Annotated in this window: 17 protein-coding genes; 9 read left to right on the top strand and 8 right to left on the bottom strand. The window is 70.7% G+C overall.

Annotated elements, in window-relative coordinates; translation table 11 throughout:
- Positions 1-8: 8 nt before the first annotated feature.
- The 4 genes from AB0I60_RS26815 to AB0I60_RS26830 form a co-directional block, all read right to left on the bottom strand.
- Positions 9-1,016: an alpha/beta hydrolase gene (locus AB0I60_RS26815; protein ID WP_360734153.1), complete on the bottom strand. Its 1,008-nt coding sequence runs from the start codon at positions 1,014-1,016 to the stop codon at positions 9-11.
- A gap of 64 nt (positions 1,017-1,080) precedes the next feature.
- Entirely contained in the window at positions 1,081-2,283 is a 1,203-nt protein-coding gene (locus tag AB0I60_RS26820) for a cytochrome P450 (RefSeq protein ID WP_360734156.1), read from the bottom strand.
- A gap of 47 nt (positions 2,284-2,330) precedes the next feature.
- Positions 2,331-3,356, bottom strand: coding sequence for a ketoacyl-ACP synthase III family protein (locus AB0I60_RS26825; RefSeq protein ID WP_360734158.1), 1,026 nt, complete (start codon positions 3,354-3,356; stop codon positions 2,331-2,333).
- A gap of 7 nt (positions 3,357-3,363) precedes the next feature.
- The gene (locus AB0I60_RS26830) at positions 3,364-4,764 is read right to left on the bottom strand and encodes an adenylosuccinate synthetase (RefSeq protein ID WP_360734161.1); all 1,401 of its coding nucleotides are present in this window, start codon (positions 4,762-4,764) and stop codon (positions 3,364-3,366) included.
- Positions 4,765-5,715: 951 nt separating this feature from the next.
- Between AB0I60_RS26830 and AB0I60_RS26835 the strand changes: the two genes are divergently transcribed.
- The 8 genes from AB0I60_RS26835 (at position 5,716) to AB0I60_RS26870 (ending at position 11,677) form a co-directional block, all read left to right on the top strand.
- On the top strand, positions 5,716-6,090 hold the full coding sequence (locus tag AB0I60_RS26835; protein ID WP_360734164.1) for a 6-carboxytetrahydropterin synthase: 375 nt from the start codon (positions 5,716-5,718) through the stop codon (positions 6,088-6,090).
- A 125-nt stretch (positions 6,091-6,215) separates the two neighbouring features.
- Positions 6,216-6,884: a 7-carboxy-7-deazaguanine synthase QueE gene (locus AB0I60_RS26840; RefSeq protein WP_360734166.1), complete on the top strand. Its 669-nt coding sequence runs from the start codon at positions 6,216-6,218 to the stop codon at positions 6,882-6,884.
- A gap of 1 nt (position 6,885) precedes the next feature.
- Positions 6,886-7,515: a GTP cyclohydrolase I gene (gene folE / locus AB0I60_RS26845; protein WP_360734169.1), complete on the top strand. Its 630-nt coding sequence runs from the start codon at positions 6,886-6,888 to the stop codon at positions 7,513-7,515.
- Between the two features lie 33 nt (positions 7,516-7,548).
- The gene (locus AB0I60_RS26850; RefSeq protein ID WP_360734172.1) at positions 7,549-8,718 is read left to right on the top strand and encodes an IMP dehydrogenase; all 1,170 of its coding nucleotides are present in this window, start codon (positions 7,549-7,551) and stop codon (positions 8,716-8,718) included.
- A gap of 59 nt (positions 8,719-8,777) precedes the next feature.
- A complete protein-coding gene (locus tag AB0I60_RS26855; RefSeq protein ID WP_360734175.1) occupies positions 8,778-9,341 on the top strand; it encodes a phosphoribosyltransferase family protein in 564 nt (187 codons plus the stop codon).
- Complete coding sequence (locus AB0I60_RS26860; RefSeq protein WP_360734177.1) at positions 9,338-9,874, top strand: NUDIX domain-containing protein; 537 nt, start codon at positions 9,338-9,340, stop codon at positions 9,872-9,874. Before AB0I60_RS26855 ends, AB0I60_RS26860 begins: the two co-directional genes overlap by 4 nt.
- Complete coding sequence (locus AB0I60_RS26865) at positions 9,849-11,057, top strand: UbiD family decarboxylase domain-containing protein (protein ID WP_360734179.1); 1,209 nt, start codon at positions 9,849-9,851, stop codon at positions 11,055-11,057. The genes AB0I60_RS26860 and AB0I60_RS26865 overlap by 26 nt, the downstream gene beginning before the upstream one ends.
- Positions 11,058-11,074: 17 nt before the next feature.
- Positions 11,075-11,677 carry a UbiX family flavin prenyltransferase gene (locus AB0I60_RS26870; RefSeq protein WP_360734182.1) on the top strand — a complete coding sequence of 201 codons (603 nt, stop codon included), beginning with the start codon at positions 11,075-11,077 and terminating at the stop codon, positions 11,675-11,677.
- Between the two features lie 29 nt (positions 11,678-11,706).
- Here AB0I60_RS26870 and AB0I60_RS26875 read toward each other — a convergent pair whose 3' ends face one another.
- Entirely contained in the window at positions 11,707-12,600 is an 894-nt protein-coding gene (locus AB0I60_RS26875; protein ID WP_360734185.1) for a PfkB family carbohydrate kinase, read from the bottom strand.
- Between the two features lie 231 nt (positions 12,601-12,831).
- Here AB0I60_RS26875 and AB0I60_RS26880 point away from each other — a divergent pair, with 231 nt between their 5' ends.
- Positions 12,832-13,557 (top strand): HAD family hydrolase, encoded by a 726-nt coding sequence (locus tag AB0I60_RS26880; protein WP_360734187.1) that lies wholly within the window; start codon positions 12,832-12,834, stop codon positions 13,555-13,557.
- 205 nt (positions 13,558-13,762) lie between these two features.
- Here AB0I60_RS26880 and AB0I60_RS26885 read toward each other — a convergent pair whose 3' ends face one another.
- The 3 genes from AB0I60_RS26885 to AB0I60_RS26895 form a co-directional block, all read right to left on the bottom strand.
- Positions 13,763-14,383, bottom strand: coding sequence for an MBL fold metallo-hydrolase (locus AB0I60_RS26885; RefSeq protein WP_360734190.1), 621 nt, complete (start codon positions 14,381-14,383; stop codon positions 13,763-13,765).
- On the bottom strand, positions 14,380-15,366 hold the full coding sequence (locus AB0I60_RS26890) for an RNA polymerase subunit sigma-70 (protein WP_360734192.1): 987 nt from the start codon (positions 15,364-15,366) through the stop codon (positions 14,380-14,382). Before AB0I60_RS26890 ends, AB0I60_RS26885 begins: the two co-directional genes overlap by 4 nt.
- Before the next feature lie 1,018 nt (positions 15,367-16,384).
- The gene (locus AB0I60_RS26895; protein WP_360734195.1) at positions 16,385-19,159 is read right to left on the bottom strand and encodes a PLAT/LH2 domain-containing protein; all 2,775 of its coding nucleotides are present in this window, start codon (positions 19,157-19,159) and stop codon (positions 16,385-16,387) included.
- Positions 19,160-19,539: the final 380 nt, after the last annotated feature.

Raw genomic sequence — 19,539 nt, forward strand, 5'->3', positions numbered from 1 at the left:
CCGCCCCTTCACCTCGTGGCCCGCGCGGACTCCGGGTTCCCGTCGTGGGGGGCGTCGGCGTCCTGGAGGGCGCGGCGGAGGAAGCCGGCGACCTCGGCGCGGCACGCCTGGGCCTCCGGCATCCCGGGATCATCGGGCAACGAGTGCCACATCCCCTCCCACACCCGGAGTTCGGTCGGCGCGCCGACCGCGCGCAACGCCCAGTAGAGGCGGACGCAGTCGCTGAGGAACAGGTCCCGGGTGCCGGTGGTGATCATGCTGGGTGGGTAGTCGGGCGGGTAGGTGTCGTAGATCGGCGAGATACCGGGGTGCCGTGCGGGGGTGGCTCCCGCGTAGGCACGGGCCGCCCGTTCGAGTTGGTACCGCCATCGGATGGCCCGGTCGCGCCCCTCGTTGGCCCGGTAGCTGTCCCCGGTGCCGGTGAGGTCCGTCCACGGCGTGAACAGGCCCAGCGCGCGTGGCAGCGGCAGGCCCTCGCGGTGCAGCCGGTTGACCAGGGACAGGGCCAGTCCGGCACCGGAGGACACGCCGAACAGCACGGTCCGGCCGCCTGCTGCGGCCAGGGCGGTGTGGGCGCGCACCGCCTGCTCCAAGGCGGCCGGGAACACGCTTTCGGGTGCCAGGTCGTAGTCGATGCAGAACACGGGCAGGCGCAGTTCGTCCGCCATCATCACCGCGAGGCCGTCGCAGGCGCTGCCCAGGAAGTAGGCTCCGCCGTGCAGGTAGACGGCGCGGTCACCGCGTTCCCGGACGTCGTCGGGCGCGCTGCGCGGGACGATCTCCACCACGGGCACGCCGTCGACGTCGTGGTGGGTGACGTCCTCTACGAGCCACTTGCGCAGCTCTGCGACGTAGGGCTCCTCGATGCGCCGGAAGCGACGGCGGACCGCGCGCAACAGCGGGGGGACCAGTCGGGGCGGCAGCGGTAGGGGGACCCGGAAAGGCTTGGACATCCGGGCCGAGTCGGCGGCTTGCTGCGACACGGTCGGTCCGCTGCGTTTGTCGTTCCTGCGCATGTTCTCTCCTCGCCGGTAGTCCTGCTGCGACCGCGTCGTCCGGGTTCGGGAACCCGGAGGAGGCTCAGACCGGCTCGATCCGTGCCGGCACGGTCGCGACCGATCGCAGGCCGAAGCTCGACACCCAGGTGGGAGTCCCGGCCGGCTGCCACCGCGCGCGGCCGTCGGCCAGCGCCCGGACGGCCTCCGCCAGTTCCACGCGGGCCAGCCCGGCACCGATGCAGTAATGCGCCCCCAGGCCGAACCCGAGGTGCGGGTTCGGCGTCCGGGTGACGGTGAACCGGTCGGGGTCGGGGAACACCTCGGGGTCGCGGTTGGCTGCGGCGATCGAGAAGTGGATGCGGGAGCCGGCGGGCAGGTGCACGTCGCCGACCACCGTGTCGGTGCGGGCGACTTTCGGGATGATGGTGAACGGGGTCTCGAACCGCAGGCACTCCTCCAGGGCGCTGCCGACGAGGGTGTCGTCGTCGCGCACGAGCCGCAGCTCGGCCGGGTGCGCCAGCAGGGTGGCGACCGCATTGCCGATCGCGGCGGAGATGGGGTCGCAGCCGCCGGTGAGGAACTGCGCGAAGGTGGCCACCATCGCGGCCTCGCCGAGGTCTTCGACCGCGAGGATCGGGTTCTCGACGAGTCCTCTCGCACGCAGGTCCTTCGCGGCACGCCGCACGTAATCCACGGTGGCGTGGTAGGAGTCCAGGGCGATCCTGCCGAGCGCGGGTTCCGGGCGCGGCGTGCTGATGAACGCGATCAGGTCGCGCGACCAGACCGAGAACTCCTCCCAGTCCTCGACGGGGATGTCGAGCAGGTCGCAGATGACGCGCACGGCCAGGGGTCGGGAGAACTCCGCGTACAGGTCCACGGGGCGCCCGGTGGCCGCGTCGGCCAGCCGCCGGGCCTCCTCGCGGACGTGGGCGCGTCGCCGCTCCACGGCCCGGGGGGTGAGGACCCGCTGGACGCACGTGCGGACGCGTTCGTGGTAGGGCGAGTCGGAGAACACCATCCAGTGCTCGTAGAAGGAGCGCAGCTCCCGCAGTTCCCGCTGCCCGGCGGCGTCCAGGAGGTCCATGAACGCGCTGGGTCCCCGCGACGAGAGGTCGCGGTTGAACAGGCCCGCCTTGACGTCCGCGTGCCGGGTGACGATCCACGCGCCGATGCCTTCGTCCCAGTGCACCGGGTCGTGGGTCCGCAGTAGTGCCAACGTGTTGTGCCAGTCGGCCAGTGTCCCCGGGTCGTCGAATCGGAGGCGTTGCGCCGAGTCCTGGTTCATGGGTTCTCCCGTGGGTGTCGATGTGGTCGCGGGTGCCGCGTGTCCGTTCACTCGATGCGCACCACGGCCGTCGTCCAGGTGAACCCGGCTCCCACCCCGATCAGCAGCACCAGGTCCCCGGGGCCGACCTCGCCGCGCGCCCGCAGGTGGTCCAGGCCCACGAGCTGGTCCCCCGCCCCCAGGTGTCCCACGGTCAGGCCGAGGTCGAGCAGGGTGTCGCGGGAGCGGAAGCCGAACGGTTCGAGGTACTCGCGCTCGATGAACTGGCGGCCGAAGAACGGCAGCACGACCCGGGCGAGGTCGTCCGCCTTGACCTCGGCGTCGTCCAGGGCGCGGCCGATGACGCCGGCCAGCACGTCGAGGTGGCGTGCCGAGACCGTCGCCGGGCCTCCCACCTGCGCGAGGTGGGCCCTGCTCCGGCCCCGCAGGTCGATCGGCGTCAGGTGCGGTCTCCCGCCGCCCACCACCTGCTCGTTGCCCCGGTGCAGCCCCTCCATCGTCGGGTCGGTGAACGACGCGGTCGACAGCAGGGCCGCGATCCCGGGTCGGCGCGCGAGGACGGCGGCCGTCGCACCGTCGCCGAAGACCATGCCGCGTTCGGTGCTCCAGCGCGGGAACTCCGGTTCGGTGAAGCTGTCCGCCGTGGTGACCAGCGCGCAGGCGTCGGCGTCGGCGCCGGCCATCACCTGCGCGGCGAGTTCGAGGGCCGCCAGGCAGCCGTTGGACACCGCGTTGAGGTGCAGCGACATCAGGGGGCCCGGCCCGGTCAGCCGGCCCAGGACGTGGCAGGAGGCCGACCACACCTCGATGCCGGGCGCGCAGACGCTGGCGTGCAGGTGCAACGCCAGCCGGGAGTCGATGTCGATGCCGGCTCCCCGCGCCTCCTGCACGGCCTTGCGCCCGGCCGCCGCCGCGAGTTCGGTGGCCGTGCGGTCCGAGCACGACACCGACACCTGTCCGGTCTTGGCCGCGTCGTCGGCGCTGAACCGACCGTCGGCCAGGGCGACGCGGCTGGGCACGAGCTGCCCGAGTTCGACCCCGAGGCCGACGACGTGGACGTCGTTGTGGCGCATGGGCTCGTCAACGCCCTGCCGGTGCGGCGGTGTCGCGCCGGGTGTCGTTGCGCAGGCCGTCGCGCAGGGCCGCGCCGCGGTCGAGCCAGACGGTGTGGTGGCGTTCCCTGCCGATCCCGACCGCCGCCAGCGGCGCCCCCACCGCGGCCTCGACGGACCGGGCGAACTGCCGGGCCTGCACCGGCAGCGCGGCAAACCCGGCGCGGGCGACCTCCTCCCGGTCGAACTCGGGCCAGCCGGCGAACCGTTGCAGGACCGGCTCGACGCGGGCCGCCTCCGCGAGCGACACGGGGTAGCGGTCGATCCGGCGGCCGTCGAGCGCGTAGTGCGAGACCACGGCGACCTCGTCCAGTCCTGCCAGCACGTCGACGTTGGTCAGGCACAGGTGGGTCACGCCGTCCAGCAGCACGGCGTGCCGGACGAACGGCACGTCGAACCACCCCACACGGCGCCTGCGCCCCGTCACCGTTCCGACTTCGAGGCCGCGTTCGACCAGGCGGTCGGCCGCCTCGCCGGTCAGCTCGGCGGTCAGCGGACCGCCACCGACCTGGATCATGTACGCCTTGGCCACCCCGACCACGGAGATCGGCGTGTTCACCGGCGTCCCGGTCCCCACGGTCACCCCTCCTGCCGCGCTGTAACCGCTGGAGCAGTACGGGTAGGTGCCGTGTTCGAGGTCCAGCGCCACGCTCTGGGCTCCTTCGTGGACGATGGTCGCGCCCGCCTCCCGGGCCGCGCGCAGCTCGGCCGCGACGTCGCCCAGGAACGGCGCCAGTCGCCTGCCGAAGTCGTGCAACCGCGCGGCCAGCACGTCGGCGTCCAGTTCGGCGTCGACCGCCTCGGGCGCCATGCCGAAGGTGTCGACCAGCAGGGACCGCTTGAGCGGGACCAGCTTCCGGAGCCGGGCGCGGGTCAGGTCGGGGTCGAGGAGGTCGACCAGGCGCAGCCCGATGCGCGCCACCTTGTCCTCCCGGCAGGGGCCGACGCCCTTCCTGGTCGAGCCGATCCTCCCGGTCCCGTCGGCGAACCCGGTGGCCGCCGAACTGGCGACGACGTCGCCGCGCCAGGACTCCATCGCCTCGTCCTGGAGCCGGTGGTAGGGCAGCACGACGTGCGCGGTGCTGCTGATCAGCAGTTGTCGCGGGTCGTGCACCCCGTGTTCGGCCATCTCCTCCAGCAGCGAGCCCGGTTCGACGACGCACCCGTTGCCCAGGACACCGCGCACGTCGCGGTTGATGCCGGCGGGCAGTTGCACGAAGCGCAGCGGAGTCCCGCCGACCACGACCGTGTGGCCGGTGTGCGGCCCGCCCTGGAAGCGGACCACCAGATCGGCGTGCTCGCAGAACAGATCGGTGAACTTGCCCTTGCCCTCGTCACCGGACTGGCATCCCACCACCAGTACTTCCACGGCTGCGACCACCTCCACAGTGGTGGCCGGCACCGGCCACGGGTTTGCACGGACAAAGCGGCACAGGTCCGCCTCCGGGGCGGTGTGCGCACGGACAGCGGTCCCGGTGCGGCACGTTCCGGTGCAGTGGGACTCGACCATCCGCCAGGTGTCCCCTGCGGCCGTGGGCAGCGTGTCGCCGGCGAAGCGGCGGGCACCCCGCCCGCCGGGGCGCAGTGGTGAACCAGTTCCCGCGATCTCTCGACGTGCTCTCGGAGGTCGATTGGCTCCTGTGTACCCGGCGACCCGCCCCACGGACAACACGTGCATTCGGGCAGGCACCCGTTCGGCGGCGCGGGCACTGCGCGAACCCGAAAAATACCCACGCTGCAGCGAATATTCCCGATGACTTAGAACAATGAATCCCAGAGGTGCGCGGGGTGACGAACGGACGACATCCGCGGTTGCCAAATTTTAGAGGCACAAAAGGAAACCCGCCGCCCCGCACTTGTGGACCGAAGTGCTATACGCGGTCGCCCTTCGGTTTTCCGTACCGCGCCGGGCAGTCCGTCGCAGGTGGACGATCAACAATTTTTGTTGGCCAGACCGGGGTAACCTCCGACCTCCGAACGGCTTCCACCGAAAAGCCCGCTGTTGCCCGGTTCCGATTTGCCGGGTATACAGAACGGGGCGGACCTCCAACGGATCGGAAGCGCCGCCGACTTCTCCCAAAACCGGTCGCGTCCAGGTGGACCGGCCGACGCTCCGGTCCCGGTGGTCGTTCAACCGGTCGGGCGAAAGCGCACACCACAGCCGAGACCGCGCTCCACCCAGGACCTGTCACCGCCCTCCTCGAAACGGGCGACCGGCGGCCCGGGGCAGGGGCGCCGCCTTCGCCGGGATCCGGGAAGTTCTTTCCCTGCTATCCGGACAACCGCCGAACCGACGACACCCGAGCCGGAGGATGGCCAGATGCTGATCATTTCCAAGGAGTTCCACTTCTCCGCGAGCCACGTCCTGCACGAACTGCCCGAGGGGCACCAGTGCGGCCGGATGCACGGGCACAACTACGTGGTCGTGATCGAACTCAGCGCGCCGCCCGACCAGCTCACCCGGGCGGGCTTCGTGCGCGATTTCGGCGAGTTGGGCGCGGTGAAGTCGTGGATCGACGACGAGGTCGACCACCGGCACCTCAACGACGTGCTCGGCGAGCTGAACCCGTCCGCCGAGCACATCGCGCGGTGGATCTTCGACCAGTGGAAGGAGAAGTTCCCCGAACTCAGCGCCGTCAAGGTCTCGGAGACACCGCGCACCTGGGCGGAGTACCGGCTGCCGGCGCACGGCTGAGCCCGTCGTGAAAGGAGCTGTCCATGTCGGATCTGCGGTCCGGGAGCACGGCGACAACGGGCGGGGGTGATGCCCGCACCGGTCCGGAGCTCGTGGTCAACGAGATCTTCGGGCCCACTTGAGCCGTGCAGGGAGAAGGCCCCAGCGCGGGACGGATCTGCGGCTTCCTGCGCCTCGGCGGGTGCAACCTGTCCTGCCGGTGGTGCGACACGCCCTACACGTGGGACTGGACGGGCATCAGCTCGCCGGTGGCGCACGTGCCCGCCGACGAGCTGCACCCGATGTCGGCCGACGAGGTCGCGCAACGGCTGCTGGACATGGAGGTCGACCTGATCATCCTGACCGGCGGCGAACCGCTCAACCAACAACCCAGGCTCATTCCCGTGCTGCAACGGCTCCACGACCGCGGTGTGGCCGTGGAGGTCGAAACCAACGGCACCCGGGCACCGCGCCCGGAAGTCCAACGACTGGTCCGCCGGTTCGTGGTCTCGCCCAAGCTCGCCCACTCCGGCGACCCGGAGTCGCGCAGGCTCGTGCCCTCGGCGCTGCGCGCCTTCCGCGATTCCGGCAAGGCCGATTTCAAGTTCGTGGTCCAGTCGACCGACGACCTGGACGAAGTCGCCACCGTCGTCGCGCGGCACGACCTGGCACCGGTGTGGATCATGCCGGAGGGTCAGACCGCGGACGAGCTCTCCCAGACGCTGGGAGCGGTGGCCGACGCGGTCGTGAGCCGCCGGTGGAACCTCACGAGCCGCCTGCACGTACTCGCATGGGGACACTCAAGAGGAGTATGAGATGACTTTCACGGCATCGGAGCATCTCGACGACGCGCACCCCGCCCTGCCCATCACCGAGCCGGAGCTCGGCTACCGCGACAACGGGTCGAAACAGGGGCGGGACCCGCTGGAGGCGCTGGCCGAGACGCTGCTCGCCGAGATCGGCGAAGACCCCGGCCGCGAAGGGCTGCGCGGCACCCCGGCGCGGTACGCGCGCTGGTGGCGGGAGTTCGTCGACTACGACCCGGGGAAGATCGAGACGACCTTCGAGTCGGTCACCTCCGACCAGCTGATCCAGGTCAGCGACATCCGGGTGTGGTCGCTGTGCGAACACCACCTGCTGCCCTTCTGGTGCGACGTCTCGATCGCCTACGTCGCCCGCAACCGGATCGTCGGCCTGTCGAAGTTCGCCAGGATCGCGCACGACCACGCGCACCGGCTCCAGGTCCAGGAGCGGTTGACCTCGGGCATCGCGGACTCGGTGAGCGCGGTCTCCGGCTCGCCCGACGTCGCCGTCTTCGCCAGCGGCGAACACCTGTGCATGACGATCCGGGGCGTCCGGACGGCCGCGAAGATGGCCACCTCGGTGCTGCGCGGGGTCTTCCAGACCGATCCGGGGATGCGGACGCGACTCATCACCCGGCACTGACCCCGATCGACCACCGACCAGGTTGGAGTTCCCGTGGCCACCCATCGCAGGCCGGTCGTGCGGGCCGGGTTGTCCTTCGACGACGTGCTGCTCGTGCCCCAGCTCTCCCGCGCCGACAGCCGGCGGGACGTCCGGCTCGACACCCGGCTGGTGCCCGGGATCGAGTTGGCGCTGCCGATCATCTCCGCCAACACGCCGTGGTGCACCGAAGCCGCGATGGCCGCCGAGCTGGCGCGGCTCGGGGGCTGCGGCTTCCTCCACCGGATGCAACCCGCCGCCGACCAGGTCCGGATGGTGGCCGAGGTCAAGGCGGTGCCGGTGGACCCCGTCCGCTCACCGGCGGCGACCACCGACGCCGGCGGCTCGCTGGTGACCGGGGCGGCGATCGGGGTGAAGGACGACTACCTGGTGCGCGCCGGGGCCCTGGTGTCCGCCGGGGCGGACGTGCTGCTGCTCGACATCGCGCACGGGCACTCCGCCCAGGCCCTCGCCGCGCTGCGGAAGGTCAAGTCCGAGTTCCCCGGCATCCCGCTCGTCGCGGGCAACGTGGCGACGGCCGAGGGCACCAGAGCGCTGATCGAGGCCGGCGCCGACGCGGTGAAGGTCGGCATCGGTCCCGGCGGCATCTGCACCACCAGGCAGGTCGCCGGCGCCGGGGTGCCGCAGGTGACGGCCGTGCTCGACTGCGCCGAGGAGGCGGCGGCCACCGGAACGCCGATCATCGCCGACGGCGGCATCCGGAGTTCCGGGGACATGGTGAAGGCACTGGCGGCGGGCGCGTCGACGGTGATGCTCGGATCCATGCTGGCCGGTGCCGACGAGAGCGCGGCCGTGCCGATCGAGCGCGACGGCAGGCGCTACAAGGTCACCACCGGGTTCGTCACGCTCGGCGTCCCCCTGACCCTGAAGAGGGCCGGCGGGCAGGAGATCACGAAGGAGGACCTGGAGGACTACGTCGCGGAGGGCGTGGAGGCGACCTTCGAGCACCGGGGCGCTCTCGCGGCGTTGCTCAAGCAGTACGCCGGCGGCATCCGCTCGGGGTTGAGCTACTCCGGGGCGCTGGGGATCGACGAGCTGCGGGAGCGGGCCGAGTTCGTCCAGGTCTCCGCCGCCGGGCTCGGCGAGAACAAGCCGCACGCCCTGGACCGCGCACCGCAACTGCACCCCGACTACCGCACAGAGTTCCTCGCAGGACGGCGCTGAACCCGCACGACACCGGGTCGCGGACCGCCGGCCCGACCGATGGACCAGAAGGAGGCACGATGGCCGGACCGACGGGCACCGACGGGGACGACCTGTGGAGCAGGCATTCCCTCTACCTGTTGACCTGGGCCGACTTCGACGCCGCGATCCGGAGCCTGACCGCCCGGGTGCGCTCCACCGCACCGGAGGTCGACTGCGTGCTCGGCGTCTCCCGAGGCGGCCTGGTGCCGGCGGTCGCCCTGTCCAACGCCCTGGGCGTGTCGACGTTCCACGCGATCGCGGTCGGGCGCAACGTCGGCGACGGGCAGTACCTGGACAAGCAACCCCCGACGGTGCTCTGGGGCGACGACCTCACCGGCCTGCGGGGCAGGCGGGTGCTCGTGGTGGACGACGTCGCCGGGAGCGGCGCGACGCTGCGCCACGTGCGCGAGCAGGTGGCGCTGGCAGGCGCCGCCGAGGTGTGGACCACCGTCCTCGTCCGGATGAAACGCGGTGCCGGGGAAGTCGACTTCGTCGCCGTGGAGTTGGATGACTGGGTGGTCTTCCCGTGGGAGGGCACCGAACCGCCCCCCGGTGCGCGGACCAGGGCGGTCACCGTACCGGAACAGGAAGTGGGACGTTGAGCGACCAGACCACCCGATACCAGCGGATCGTCGTCGCCGCCCTGGCCGTCGTGCCCGGCCCCGGCGGCACGATCACCTTCGTCCACCAGCGCAACGGGCCCTTCGCCGGGAACTGGCTGCTGCCGGGAGGCGGCATCGAGGTCGGCGAGTGCGCCCGGGACGCGGTGGTCCGCGAGGCGTTCGAGGAGGTCGGCTGCCTGCTGCGCGACCCGCAGCCCTTCGCGGTCTACGAGATCATCGGGCACTGGCCGGACGGACGGACCTACCACCTGAACATGACCGCGTTCCTGGAACACGCCGAGCACCGGGTGCCCCGGGACTTCGCGGGGCACAACGTCGACGGCGTGCGGCAGGACCGCGTCCAGGACGTCCCCCTGCACTCCACCGACTACCGCATCCTGGTCGACGCCGGGGTGATGTCCTGCCCCGAACCGGAGATCGCGCGGCGGCTGGCCGCCGACGGCATCACCATGACGGCCTTCACCGGCAGTCGGATCGGAGTCGCCGGTGAAGCGCGCACCGCACCTCGATGACCTGCCGGCCCACTACCGCGCGGTGCCGGTGCACGTCCACGACGACCCGATCTCGCCGACGGTCGAGCTGGCGCGGTGGCTCGCCGAGGAGGAGCGCCGGCGGGGCACCCGCCCGGTGACGCTGTTCCGCAACGTCGAGGGACACCCCGGCGCGGCGGTGCTGGGCAACCCCTGCCCGCTGCCGGTCCTGCTGGCGGCGATGGGCATCGGGACCGACGACTGGCTGCCCGCCCTCGGCCGCCGGATCGCCGAACCCGCCGAGCCGACCCGGTGGGCGCGGGGCGGGTGGCGGGAACTCGGCGGGCTGGACGAGGTACCCGTGCCGTGGCACCGACCCGGTGACGCGGGGCGCTACATCACCGCAGGCGTCACCATCACGCACTCGCCGGAGGGCGACCTCAACCTCGGGGTCTACCGCATCCAGGTGGTCGGCCCGCACCGGGTGCGGATCTTCTTCGACCCGCGCACCGACGCGCACCGCAACTGGCGGCGGCACATCGACTCCGGGCGGACGCTGCCGTTCACCACGTTCATCGGCGCCGACCCGGTCCACCTGCTGGCGGGCGCCTCGCGGCTGCCGGTCGACGGCAGCGACTTCGACATCGCGGCGAAGTTGCGGGGACGGGCGACCGTGTTGGACGACGAACTCGGCGTGCCCGTCGACTCCCAGTACGTCGTGCAGGGACAGGTGGGAGCCGAACTGGAGACCGAGGGGCCCTTCGCCGAGTTCAAGGGCTACTACGTGCCCGCCAGGCAGAGTCCGGTCGCGACCGTAGAACGGGTGCTGGCCGCCCCGGCGCCGTTCTACCCCACCATCGTGACCGGCAACGAATCCGGGCTGACGTTGATGTCGCTGCAGAACGAGTACCTGATGTACGCCCACCTCACCGCAGCCGGATTCGCGGTGGACCGGGTCTCCTACCCGCACGCCGCACGGGCCGAGTTCCTCGCGGTGATCAGCTCGCCGCGACCGGACCGGGAACTGCTGCACGCCGCGATGGAGTTCGACCGGCGGGCGAAGGTGGTCGTGTGCGGCGCGGACCCCACCGACGTCTGGCAGACCGTCGCGTCGCACGGGTTCTCGGCGGACACCGACACCTACCACTGGCGGGGTGCGCCCTACGGCGACCGGATCGGGGTGCTGTTCGACCGGCGGCCCGAGGGAACACCCGTGGAGTTCTGAGCGCACGAGGAGAAGTCGTGAAACGAGTGATCGTGGGCATTTCCGGTGCCTCCGGCGTGGTCTACGGCATCCGCGCGCTGGAGCTGCTCGCCCGCTGCGGCGTCGAGACCCACCTCGTGCTGACCAGGCACGCGCGAGCGACCATCGCGCACGAGACCGACCTGACGGTGGCACAGGTCAAGGCGCGAGCCTCGGTGGTGCACGGGGAGAACGACCTGGGTGCGGCGATCTCCAGCGGCTCCTTCCCCGTCTCCGGGATGCTCGTCGCGCCGTGCAGCATCAAATCGCTGTCCGGCGTGGCCAACAGCTTCGACGACACCCTGTTGGTCAGGGCGGCGGACGTGCAGCTCAAGGAACGCCGACCGCTGGTGCTGCTGGTCCGGGAGACCCCGTTGCACGCGGGTCACCTGCGGCTGATGTGCGAGGCCACCGCAGCCGGCGCGATCGTCATGCCCCCGGTCCCGGCCTTCTACCACCGGCCCTCCTCCGTCGAGGACCTGGTCGACCACACGGTCACCCGCGCCCTGGACCTGCTCGGCTTCGTGCGGACGGACGCGCCGCGCTGGACCGGTGACCGGTCGGCGACACCGATCGCCGCGCACCCGGTGTCGCTCGGGTGAGAGCCGACCGCCCACTTCGGCCGGGCTCCTCACCGACCGCCGACCCGCCGGCAGACCCCGGCCGGGCACCCGACCGTCACCCGGGCCGCGTCGAGGCCCGACCTGACGGAGGTGGCCAGGTCCGCGCCACTGACCAAGCCGGCGACCAGCGCTGCGGTCAGGGCGTCCCCTGCTCCCGTGTCGTCGACGCACGTGACCCGTTGTGCGGGGTAGTGCACCGGTTCCGGGTCTTCGGCCGAGGCCGCGATCGCGCCGAGCCCGCCGCAGGTCAGGACCACCGTCGACGGCCCGCCGGCGAGCAGCGCGCGGACCTGGTCGCGGGCGGCGGACAGGTCGCCCCGGGGCAGGCCGGTCAGCAAGGCCGCCTCCTTCTGGTTGAGCACCAGGATGTCCACCTGTCGCACCAACTTCCAGCGCGGTCCCAGGTTCACCAGCTGGGTCGGCATCCCCAGCAAGCGGGCGCCGCGCCGCGAGGTGTGGAACCGCAACGCCTCGAACAGCCGCCGCGCCGACCCGGTCTCCACCGCCACCACGGCCGCGCCGCCGAGGTCCGGCAGCGCGGCGCTCACCGCGTCCCAGGTCAGCAGTTCCGCATCGGGCAGGCAGATGCGCGACCGGACCAACTCCCCCGCGTGGTCGAGGTGCACGTCGAACCTGCCGACGCCGTCGGGCACCCGCACGACCGCGAGTCGGACACCGGTGTCCGTGAGTCGCCCTTCGATCTCAGCGGCCACCGCGTCCCATCCGGACAGCCCGGTGAAGAACACGGGGACGCCCAACCGTGCCAGGTTCTCCGCGACGTTGCGCCCCACACCGCCATGCCGCCGGTGCACGTGCCACAACGGGTGGTCGGCGGACTTCGTCCGCACCGATCCCACCGGGAACCACTTGTTGTCCAGGACGACCGAACCGACGACTGTCACCGGGCTGACGCTCGCTGGCTTCGACACCTTCGACTCCTGTCCGCTGCTGGGGTTCTGCGAGGGGACCGACTGGCGAGCGGTGGGCGGTAGCGGCGGTGACGACGATGGGACACACCCGTCGGCCTGCACAACCCGGGCAGGCCGACACACCCCGGAAGCACTGAGCGGTTCGGGGTACTGCTGCGCAGGCGTGCCGACGAACTCGAACCACGGAAGGACGGGACGAACCCCATGCGGGTGGAAGCGGTGATCTTCGACTGGGCGGGAACGCTCACACCCTGGTGCGACATCGACATCCTCGGCCAGTGGTCGAAGACCGCGATGGCCATCGACCCCGACGACGCGGACCGGCTGGGCGCCGCGCTGCACGCAGCCGAGCGGCAACTGATGAGGAGGTGCCTGGACGACAGCGTGTCGGCGACCCTGGAGCAGATCTTCACCCTGGCCGAGATCCCCATGGAACACCTTGCGCTCGACGCCTACCTCACCGCCTGGACCCCGTACACCCACATCGACCCGCAGGGCGCAGAAGTGCTCGCCGGCCTGAAGGAACGCGGCATCATGGTGGGAGTGCTGTCCAACACGACCTGGCCACGCGGGTGGCACGAGGACATCTTCGAGCGGGACGGCGTCCTCGACCTGATCGACGCGGCGGTGTACAGCAGCGAAATCGCGTGGACCAAACCACACCCGGAGGCGTTCCGCAGCGCCCTGCGCGCACTCGGCGACATCGCGCCACAACACGCGGTCTTTGTCGGAGACAGGCTGTTCGAGGACGTCTACGGCGCGAAAGCCGCCGGGATGCGCGCCGTGCACATCCCGAAGAGCACGATTCCCGTCCACGAACTCGGCCACACCGACGGCGAACCCGACGCCACCGTGCACGACCTGCGCGGCCTGCTGCCGCTCGTCGACGAGTGGAATGCCGCGATCGCCCGCGAACGCTCCGGCGGATGAGCTGCGCCCCAGGCCGGTCCGACTCACGACGCCCGCAGGTGGTCGTAGACGTGGCAGGTGGTCGTAGACGTTGGCCAAGGCCGCGAGGACTTCCGTCACGCGAACGTCATGTGGTCCGAAGAAGTCGCCTCGTCGCCATGGCTGCGGTTCGTGCCTGACGATGTCGCGGCCTGCGCGTGCGGGGTGGCAGCCGGGCCGTCATGTCTCAGGCGGTGCGGGGTCGCCACGGTTCGTGCTCGTGTGCGAGCCACACCAGTTCGGGGTCGAGTTCGAGGACTCGTTGACGGCCTTCGGTGGGCGGTTCGTCGAACTCGCCGTGCCATACCGCCACGTCGCCGCCGATGACGACCGGACGCCCGCCGGTTTCAACGACGACCACCTGCGAGCCGCGTGTGTGGCCCGGCGCCGGAACGAGCCGGAGCCCGGGGAGCAGCTCCAGTTCTCCGTCGACCGGCACGTAGCGCACGCCGGGTGCGTCGACCCACTCGCGGATGTAGACATCCTGGCTGCGCGCGTCGTCGAGTTCCCGGCGCTGGACGTAGGTCGGCTTGCCGGCGAAGAGGTGGTTGCCGCCGCAGTGGTCCCCGTGCAGGTGGGTGTTGACGACGATGTCGATGCCGGCGAGGTCGAAGTCCTGCTCGTCGAGTGGCCGGAGGCGGGGATCGAGGTCACCGGCCGCCGGGTGCAGTTCCGTCATGCCGGTGTCGACCAGCACGCGCCCGTGCGGGTGGTCGATGACGTGCACGTAGACCGGCATCCGCTCGCCCTCGACGTGCAGGTCGGCGACGAACACCGGCGTGACGGTGATCGAGGCGGGATCGCTCATCGCGCACCGCCCTCCGCGCCGAGCGTGGCCGGCAGGTCGAAGTACTCGAACACCGCGCCGTCGAAGGTGACGATCTCGGTCACGACCTCGTCCTGCACCCGCAGGACGACGATCGCCAGCGGAACGCAGGCGGCGTCGCCCGGCTTGCGCACGCAGCCCGCAACCGCAGGCTGACCGTTGGCGAGGGCGGGCACGCACCGCAGGCTACCGGACACCCCCGATCCGAACCCGCCGTCGATCCAGCCCTGCACAACTGTGCTCCGACCGGTCCACACGCCGGGCGTCGGCGGCATTGAGAAGCGGACGTCCTCGTGCAGGAGCGCCGCCAAGCCCTCGACGTCGGCGCGCTCGCTGCACTCGACGTAGCGGGCGAGCAGCTCCTGCTCGGCGGTGTCCGGCTCGGCGGCGTGTCGCCACGCCTCCCGGTCCTCGGGCAGACCTTTCCGCAACCCGGCCCGCGCGCGTTGCAGGGCGGAGTTGGCCGAGGCCACTGTGGTCTCAAGCAGCCGCGCGGTCTCCTTCGCCGAGCAGCCGAGCACGTCGCGCAACACGAGCACGGCCCGTGGCAGTGGCGCGAGGTGCTGGATCGCGGCGATGAAGGACAGCTCGATGGTCTCCTTGGCCAGCGCCACGTCCTCCGGGCCCTCGCGCAGGTCGGGCAGCTGTTCGAGGAGTTCGTCGGGGTAGGGCTGCAACCACGTGACCTCGCCGTTCGCGCCCGGTCGTCGCGGACGCTTGTCGAGCGCGTCGAGGCAGGCGTTCGTCGCTATCCGGTAGAGCCACGCGCGCACCGACGCGCGGCCCTCGTAGGTCTCGCGGCGGTGCCACGCGCGCAGGAACACCTCCTGGACGAAGTCCTCGGCCTCCTCGAACGAACCGAGCAGGCGGTAGCAGTGGACGTGCAGCTCGCGGCGGTGCGGCTCGACGCGAGCGCCGAATGCCTGCTCGGCGAGCGGCGCGAGGTCGTCGGTGATGGGGCTCATGGTGTATATGACGGCGGTTGGCCCGAAAACTCATCACCGACGCCGGACAGCGTGTCGAGGTCGTCCAGGCCGGGCCGCGCCGGCACCGACGGCTAGGAGGTCCATGCTGGTCCGGATCCTGCAAGCGATATGTCGACCTGGGCGGTGCCGGCCTCGTCGGCGAGTTCCTGTTCCTGCTCGACCCCGCCCTCGCCGAGCCGGTCGTCTCCGCAAGTCGCGCGGAGGAGACGACGTGTGCCGTCAGCGGTGGTTCCGGAAGTCACGCCCGGACTCTACTGCCGGGATAGCGGATTCCGGAACCGGAACGCACCGAATGAAAACCGGCTCACCTCGTTGTAAACTCACTGGTCAAAGAGTGTCTTCCCCGCGCAAGCGGGGGTAATCCCCAAGTGGAGTTGACTACGAAGTTCGCTCAACGGTCTTCCCCGCGCAAGCGGGGGTAATCCCCACTGCGGCCCGTTGATCCGCCGCAACGCCACGTCTTCCCCGCGCAAGCGGGGGTAATCCCCGCACGCCACCGGCCACCCCGGTCAGCTCGTGGTCTTCCCCGCGCAAGCGGGGGTGGTCCGCGGCGCGACCACGAGGCGTCGCAGAAGACCGAGTCTTCCCCGCGCAAGCGGGGTGGTCCGGTGGTGCGTACCGTGCCCGGCGAGTGGTTCCAGTCCTCCCCGCGCAAGCGGGGGTGGTCCCGGCCAGTCGGAGGTGACGTGCTGGCGGGACGCGTCTTCCCCGCGCGAGCGGGGTGGTCCGGAGCACGCGGACGCGGCCCACCTGGTGACGGTGTCTTCCCCGCGCGAGCGGGGGTGGTCCGGGCAAACACATGCGTGTCGATTTGATGATCCGGTCTTCCCCCGCGCGAGCGGGGGTGGTTCGCGGCGTCGACTCAGCGCGGGACTGACGGTGGGCGTCTTCCCCTCCTGGAGGGTTTGGGCGCACGGCGCAGACACGTGCCGGACTTCCTGCTGTTGACCGGGTCCGGTCCAGTTGGGATGCGTCCGGTTCCGGCAGGCCGTTCGCGTCACACGAGCGGCTTGGTGAACTTCGCCGGGGAGTCGATCCAGACGTCGAACACGGCCTCCTTGGCCACCTTGTAGCGGGCACTGCGCACGATGATGCGGTCGAGGAACCAGTCCGGGCCGTTGCCCACGTCGTCGCGTTCCACGGTGATCGAGAGGAGGTCGCCGAGGTCGGGGCTCGGTATCGTGACGTGGTTCCAGTCGCCCTGCTCCATCCGGCCGTTGAGTTCGGAGTCGATCGTCTTCGATCGCGTGCCGTTGGTCCCGGTGAGCGTGAACGTGAGGTGGGCGTCGGTACCGGCGTCGCCCACGTCGGCGGTGTGGATGGAGAGCCCGTACGCCGCGTTCGGCTGCTTGAAGAGGTTGTCCGCGCGGGTGGCCAGGCGGACCACGCCCGAGAACTCCGCGTTCCCGATGATCGCCTTCAGCGACCCCACGTTGTCGGTGATGATCCCGTCGAGCCCGATCCGGATGACCTCCTTCATGTAGTCGTCGCTGTTGATCGGCCAGATGTAGACGAACTTGAACGCGTCTTCGCCTGCCCGCAGGGCGCACGCGTGCTCCACCGACGGCCTCAGGTTGGGGCTGGTGACCGGGTTGAAGAAGTGGTTGCCGTTGCCGTAGCAGCGGTTCACCACCCCGTGCGCGGCGAAGTGGTCCCGGACCGCGACGGCGTCGTTCTCCTCGTCGATCATGAGCCCCTCCCGCCCGTCGACCAGGCCGTGGATCTTGTCGAACATGCTCACGTCGTCGAAGGAGGCCACGGAGATGATCACGTTCAGCGGGAGGTCGAACGTGAGGTTCGCGCGGATGGCGTCGAGCAGCTCCAGCCCGAAGTCCGGTGTCGCGGCGGTCGACTTGCAGTCGAACACGACCAGCGCCAACTGCGGGTTCTGCACGGCGATGGTGTGCAGGTCCTTGAGGAAGTCCACGAGGACCGGCGCGGAGGAGTCACCCTCGCCGTGGCTGATGCAGAGCTTGCCCTCGTCGTCGGAGAAGACGTTCACGTCAGGTTCCAGCGCGTTCGCGCCCTGTGCGAGGGCCGTCTTCACCTCCGCGATGGTGTTCGTGTTGTGGCCGAGGATGTAGAACGGCCGCCGCCCGAACGCGGGGGTCACCCGCACCGAAGCGGACTTGACCGACGTGCCGCAGAGGAACTGCTCGGCCACCACGACGTCGCCGGGCGCCAACACCACGTCCTGGTGGATCTCCACCGGGCCGAGGTTGTTCGCGACCAGGGAGCCCACGACCTCGAAGCCGAACCCCTTGTCGACGTGGAGTTCGACCAGCGCGCCGGGGATGACGCCGTCGACCCGCACGGACGGGTCACCGTCGAAGATCGGTGCGGCCAGGGCCGGCGCGACCAGCGGGGGATGGGCTTTCACCGTCTCGGCCGCCGATTTCACGCCTTTGTCGGAGCAGGCCCACTGCACGACGTAGACCTCGTCGTCGGCCTTGAGATGCGGTGTGACCGATATCGTCGCCTGAGCGGAGTAGAGCGTCACCAGGTCACTGATCGGTTTGTCGTAGTTCGCGTTCTTCGCGCGCACCTGGAGCGTCGCGCCGGGGTGCACGTGGTCCACCGAAACCGATTTCGCGCAGGAGAACAACGGGCCGACGACTGCGGCGGGAGCCACCTCCTCGTCGTGCGGGTGCACTTTCACGCCCGGCGACGGCGGGCTTTCCACACCGCAGACCTCCTGGGTCGCGCTGACCGATCCGCCCGTCAGCGGGGCCACCGTGAAGTCGAACGTCGTCTCATCGGGCGGAGCCTGCCCGGTGAACGCCTGCCCGTTCGCCAAGATCCGGACGAGGGCGCCCGGGCGCAGGTTCACCACGGTCACGACGGTCGCGCCGACGCACAGGGGGCTGAGCACGAGCGGCGGCTCGACCGGTGCCGCAGGGCCCACTTCGAGCGGCTCCGACCAAAGGCCCTGCCGCTGGCAGTCCTTCGCGACCTCCTGGCGGATCGTCAGCACCTCGCCCGCCACGAACGGCGTCTGGACGCACCAGTACCCGCCGCTCGTGTCGAACCCCACGGACTCCGTCGCGCCCGAGCCGCGTTTCAACGTCACCAGCGCGCCGTCGAAAGCGTCCGTGACGTGCAACGAGACGTCGCATCCCCGCACGGGCGGGTGCATGACCGGTGGTGGCAGCGGCGCGCCGGCGGCCAGCGGCAGCGGCTTCGGTGCCTGCTTGGTGGCGGGTCCGCTGCCCACGTTGGGCACGACCTGGCGCGCGGTGACCTGCACGCCCTTCTGCAACCCGGCAGGCAGCACGAGCCTCGCGCCGACTTCCAAGGACAGCCCGCTAACCTGCACCTGACCACCGATGAGCACCTCGACGGTAGCGCCGGGAACCGCGCCCGTGAGCCAGATGTACCGGCCGCACTCGTAGAGGTGGGTCTTGAAGTCGACGTGCCCGATCTCCGCGACGGCGGTGGGCGCGGGCTGGACACCCACGAGCAGGTCCCCGGCGGGTTCGGCACTGGACTCCGCGCCCGACTCCTGCACGGCGAACAACTGGTCCTGCGCCGTGAGCACCGCGCCCGGCAGGAGCGGGAAACGCTGGTCGCTCCCGGTCGCCACGCCTTCGGCAACGAGGTGCTTGTTCGGTTTCGCCGAGTAGACGGACACGGTCACGCCGGAGATCTGACCCAACACGCGTATCGACGTGCTGAGCACCGACAGCGGGCCGACAATTTTCGGACTGATCAATGCCACGGTGACATCCCGAAAGATAGGTCGACGACTCGGGAACGGACAGGGGCGGACCATCGACCGCAATGTCGTCGCTGCTCGGACAAGCCGACGCGAGCGTAGCCGGAAAGCAGTGAATCGAGCCAGACGCGGTTTTCCGGGATGATGTCAACGCAGAATGCGGTAATCCGCTAGTCGACGGGTGGAGCAACCGATCAGGTGATCGGTGTCCGCGACGGTCGAGTGATCCGCTCCGCAGCGCCGGCCGCGAGGCTGGGTCACAACTCTACGCCAACCGCGACTACGACCACGACAAGTACCGCTGGTCCGCATGGGAAGACGAGCCGAGTCCACCAAGCCATGCTCAGCCTGGACCTACTTCGATCGGTGCCCTGCCTTGAGGTCGGTGGCCTGGACGGTTCAGCGGTGCCGGCGGCGCATCCGAGGTGGTGCACACC

It is taken from the genome of Actinosynnema sp. NPDC050436 (assembly GCF_040655415.1).
In the GTDB taxonomy this organism is placed as follows: Bacteria; Actinomycetota; Actinomycetes; order Mycobacteriales; family Pseudonocardiaceae; genus Actinosynnema.

Coding starts and splice junctions, on each gene's coding strand:
- AB0I60_RS26815 (WP_360734153.1), bottom strand. CDS start 1,016: ATGCGCAGGAACGACAAACGCAGCGGACCGACCGTGTCGCAGCAAGCC.
- AB0I60_RS26820 (WP_360734156.1), bottom strand. CDS start 2,283: ATGAACCAGGACTCGGCGCAACGCCTCCGATTCGACGACCCGGGGACA.
- AB0I60_RS26825 (WP_360734158.1), bottom strand. CDS start 3,356: ATGCGCCACAACGACGTCCACGTCGTCGGCCTCGGGGTCGAACTCGGG.
- AB0I60_RS26835 (WP_360734164.1), top strand. CDS start 5,716: ATGCTGATCATTTCCAAGGAGTTCCACTTCTCCGCGAGCCACGTCCTG.
- folE (WP_360734169.1), top strand. CDS start 6,886: ATGACTTTCACGGCATCGGAGCATCTCGACGACGCGCACCCCGCCCTG.
- AB0I60_RS26855 (WP_360734175.1), top strand. CDS start 8,778: ATGGCCGGACCGACGGGCACCGACGGGGACGACCTGTGGAGCAGGCAT.
- AB0I60_RS26880 (WP_360734187.1), top strand. CDS start 12,832: ATGCGGGTGGAAGCGGTGATCTTCGACTGGGCGGGAACGCTCACACCC.
- AB0I60_RS26885 (WP_360734190.1), bottom strand. CDS start 14,383: ATGAGCGATCCCGCCTCGATCACCGTCACGCCGGTGTTCGTCGCCGAC.
- AB0I60_RS26890 (WP_360734192.1), bottom strand. CDS start 15,366: ATGAGCCCCATCACCGACGACCTCGCGCCGCTCGCCGAGCAGGCATTC.
- AB0I60_RS26895 (WP_360734195.1), bottom strand. CDS start 19,159: ATGGTCCGCCCCTGTCCGTTCCCGAGTCGTCGACCTATCTTTCGGGAT.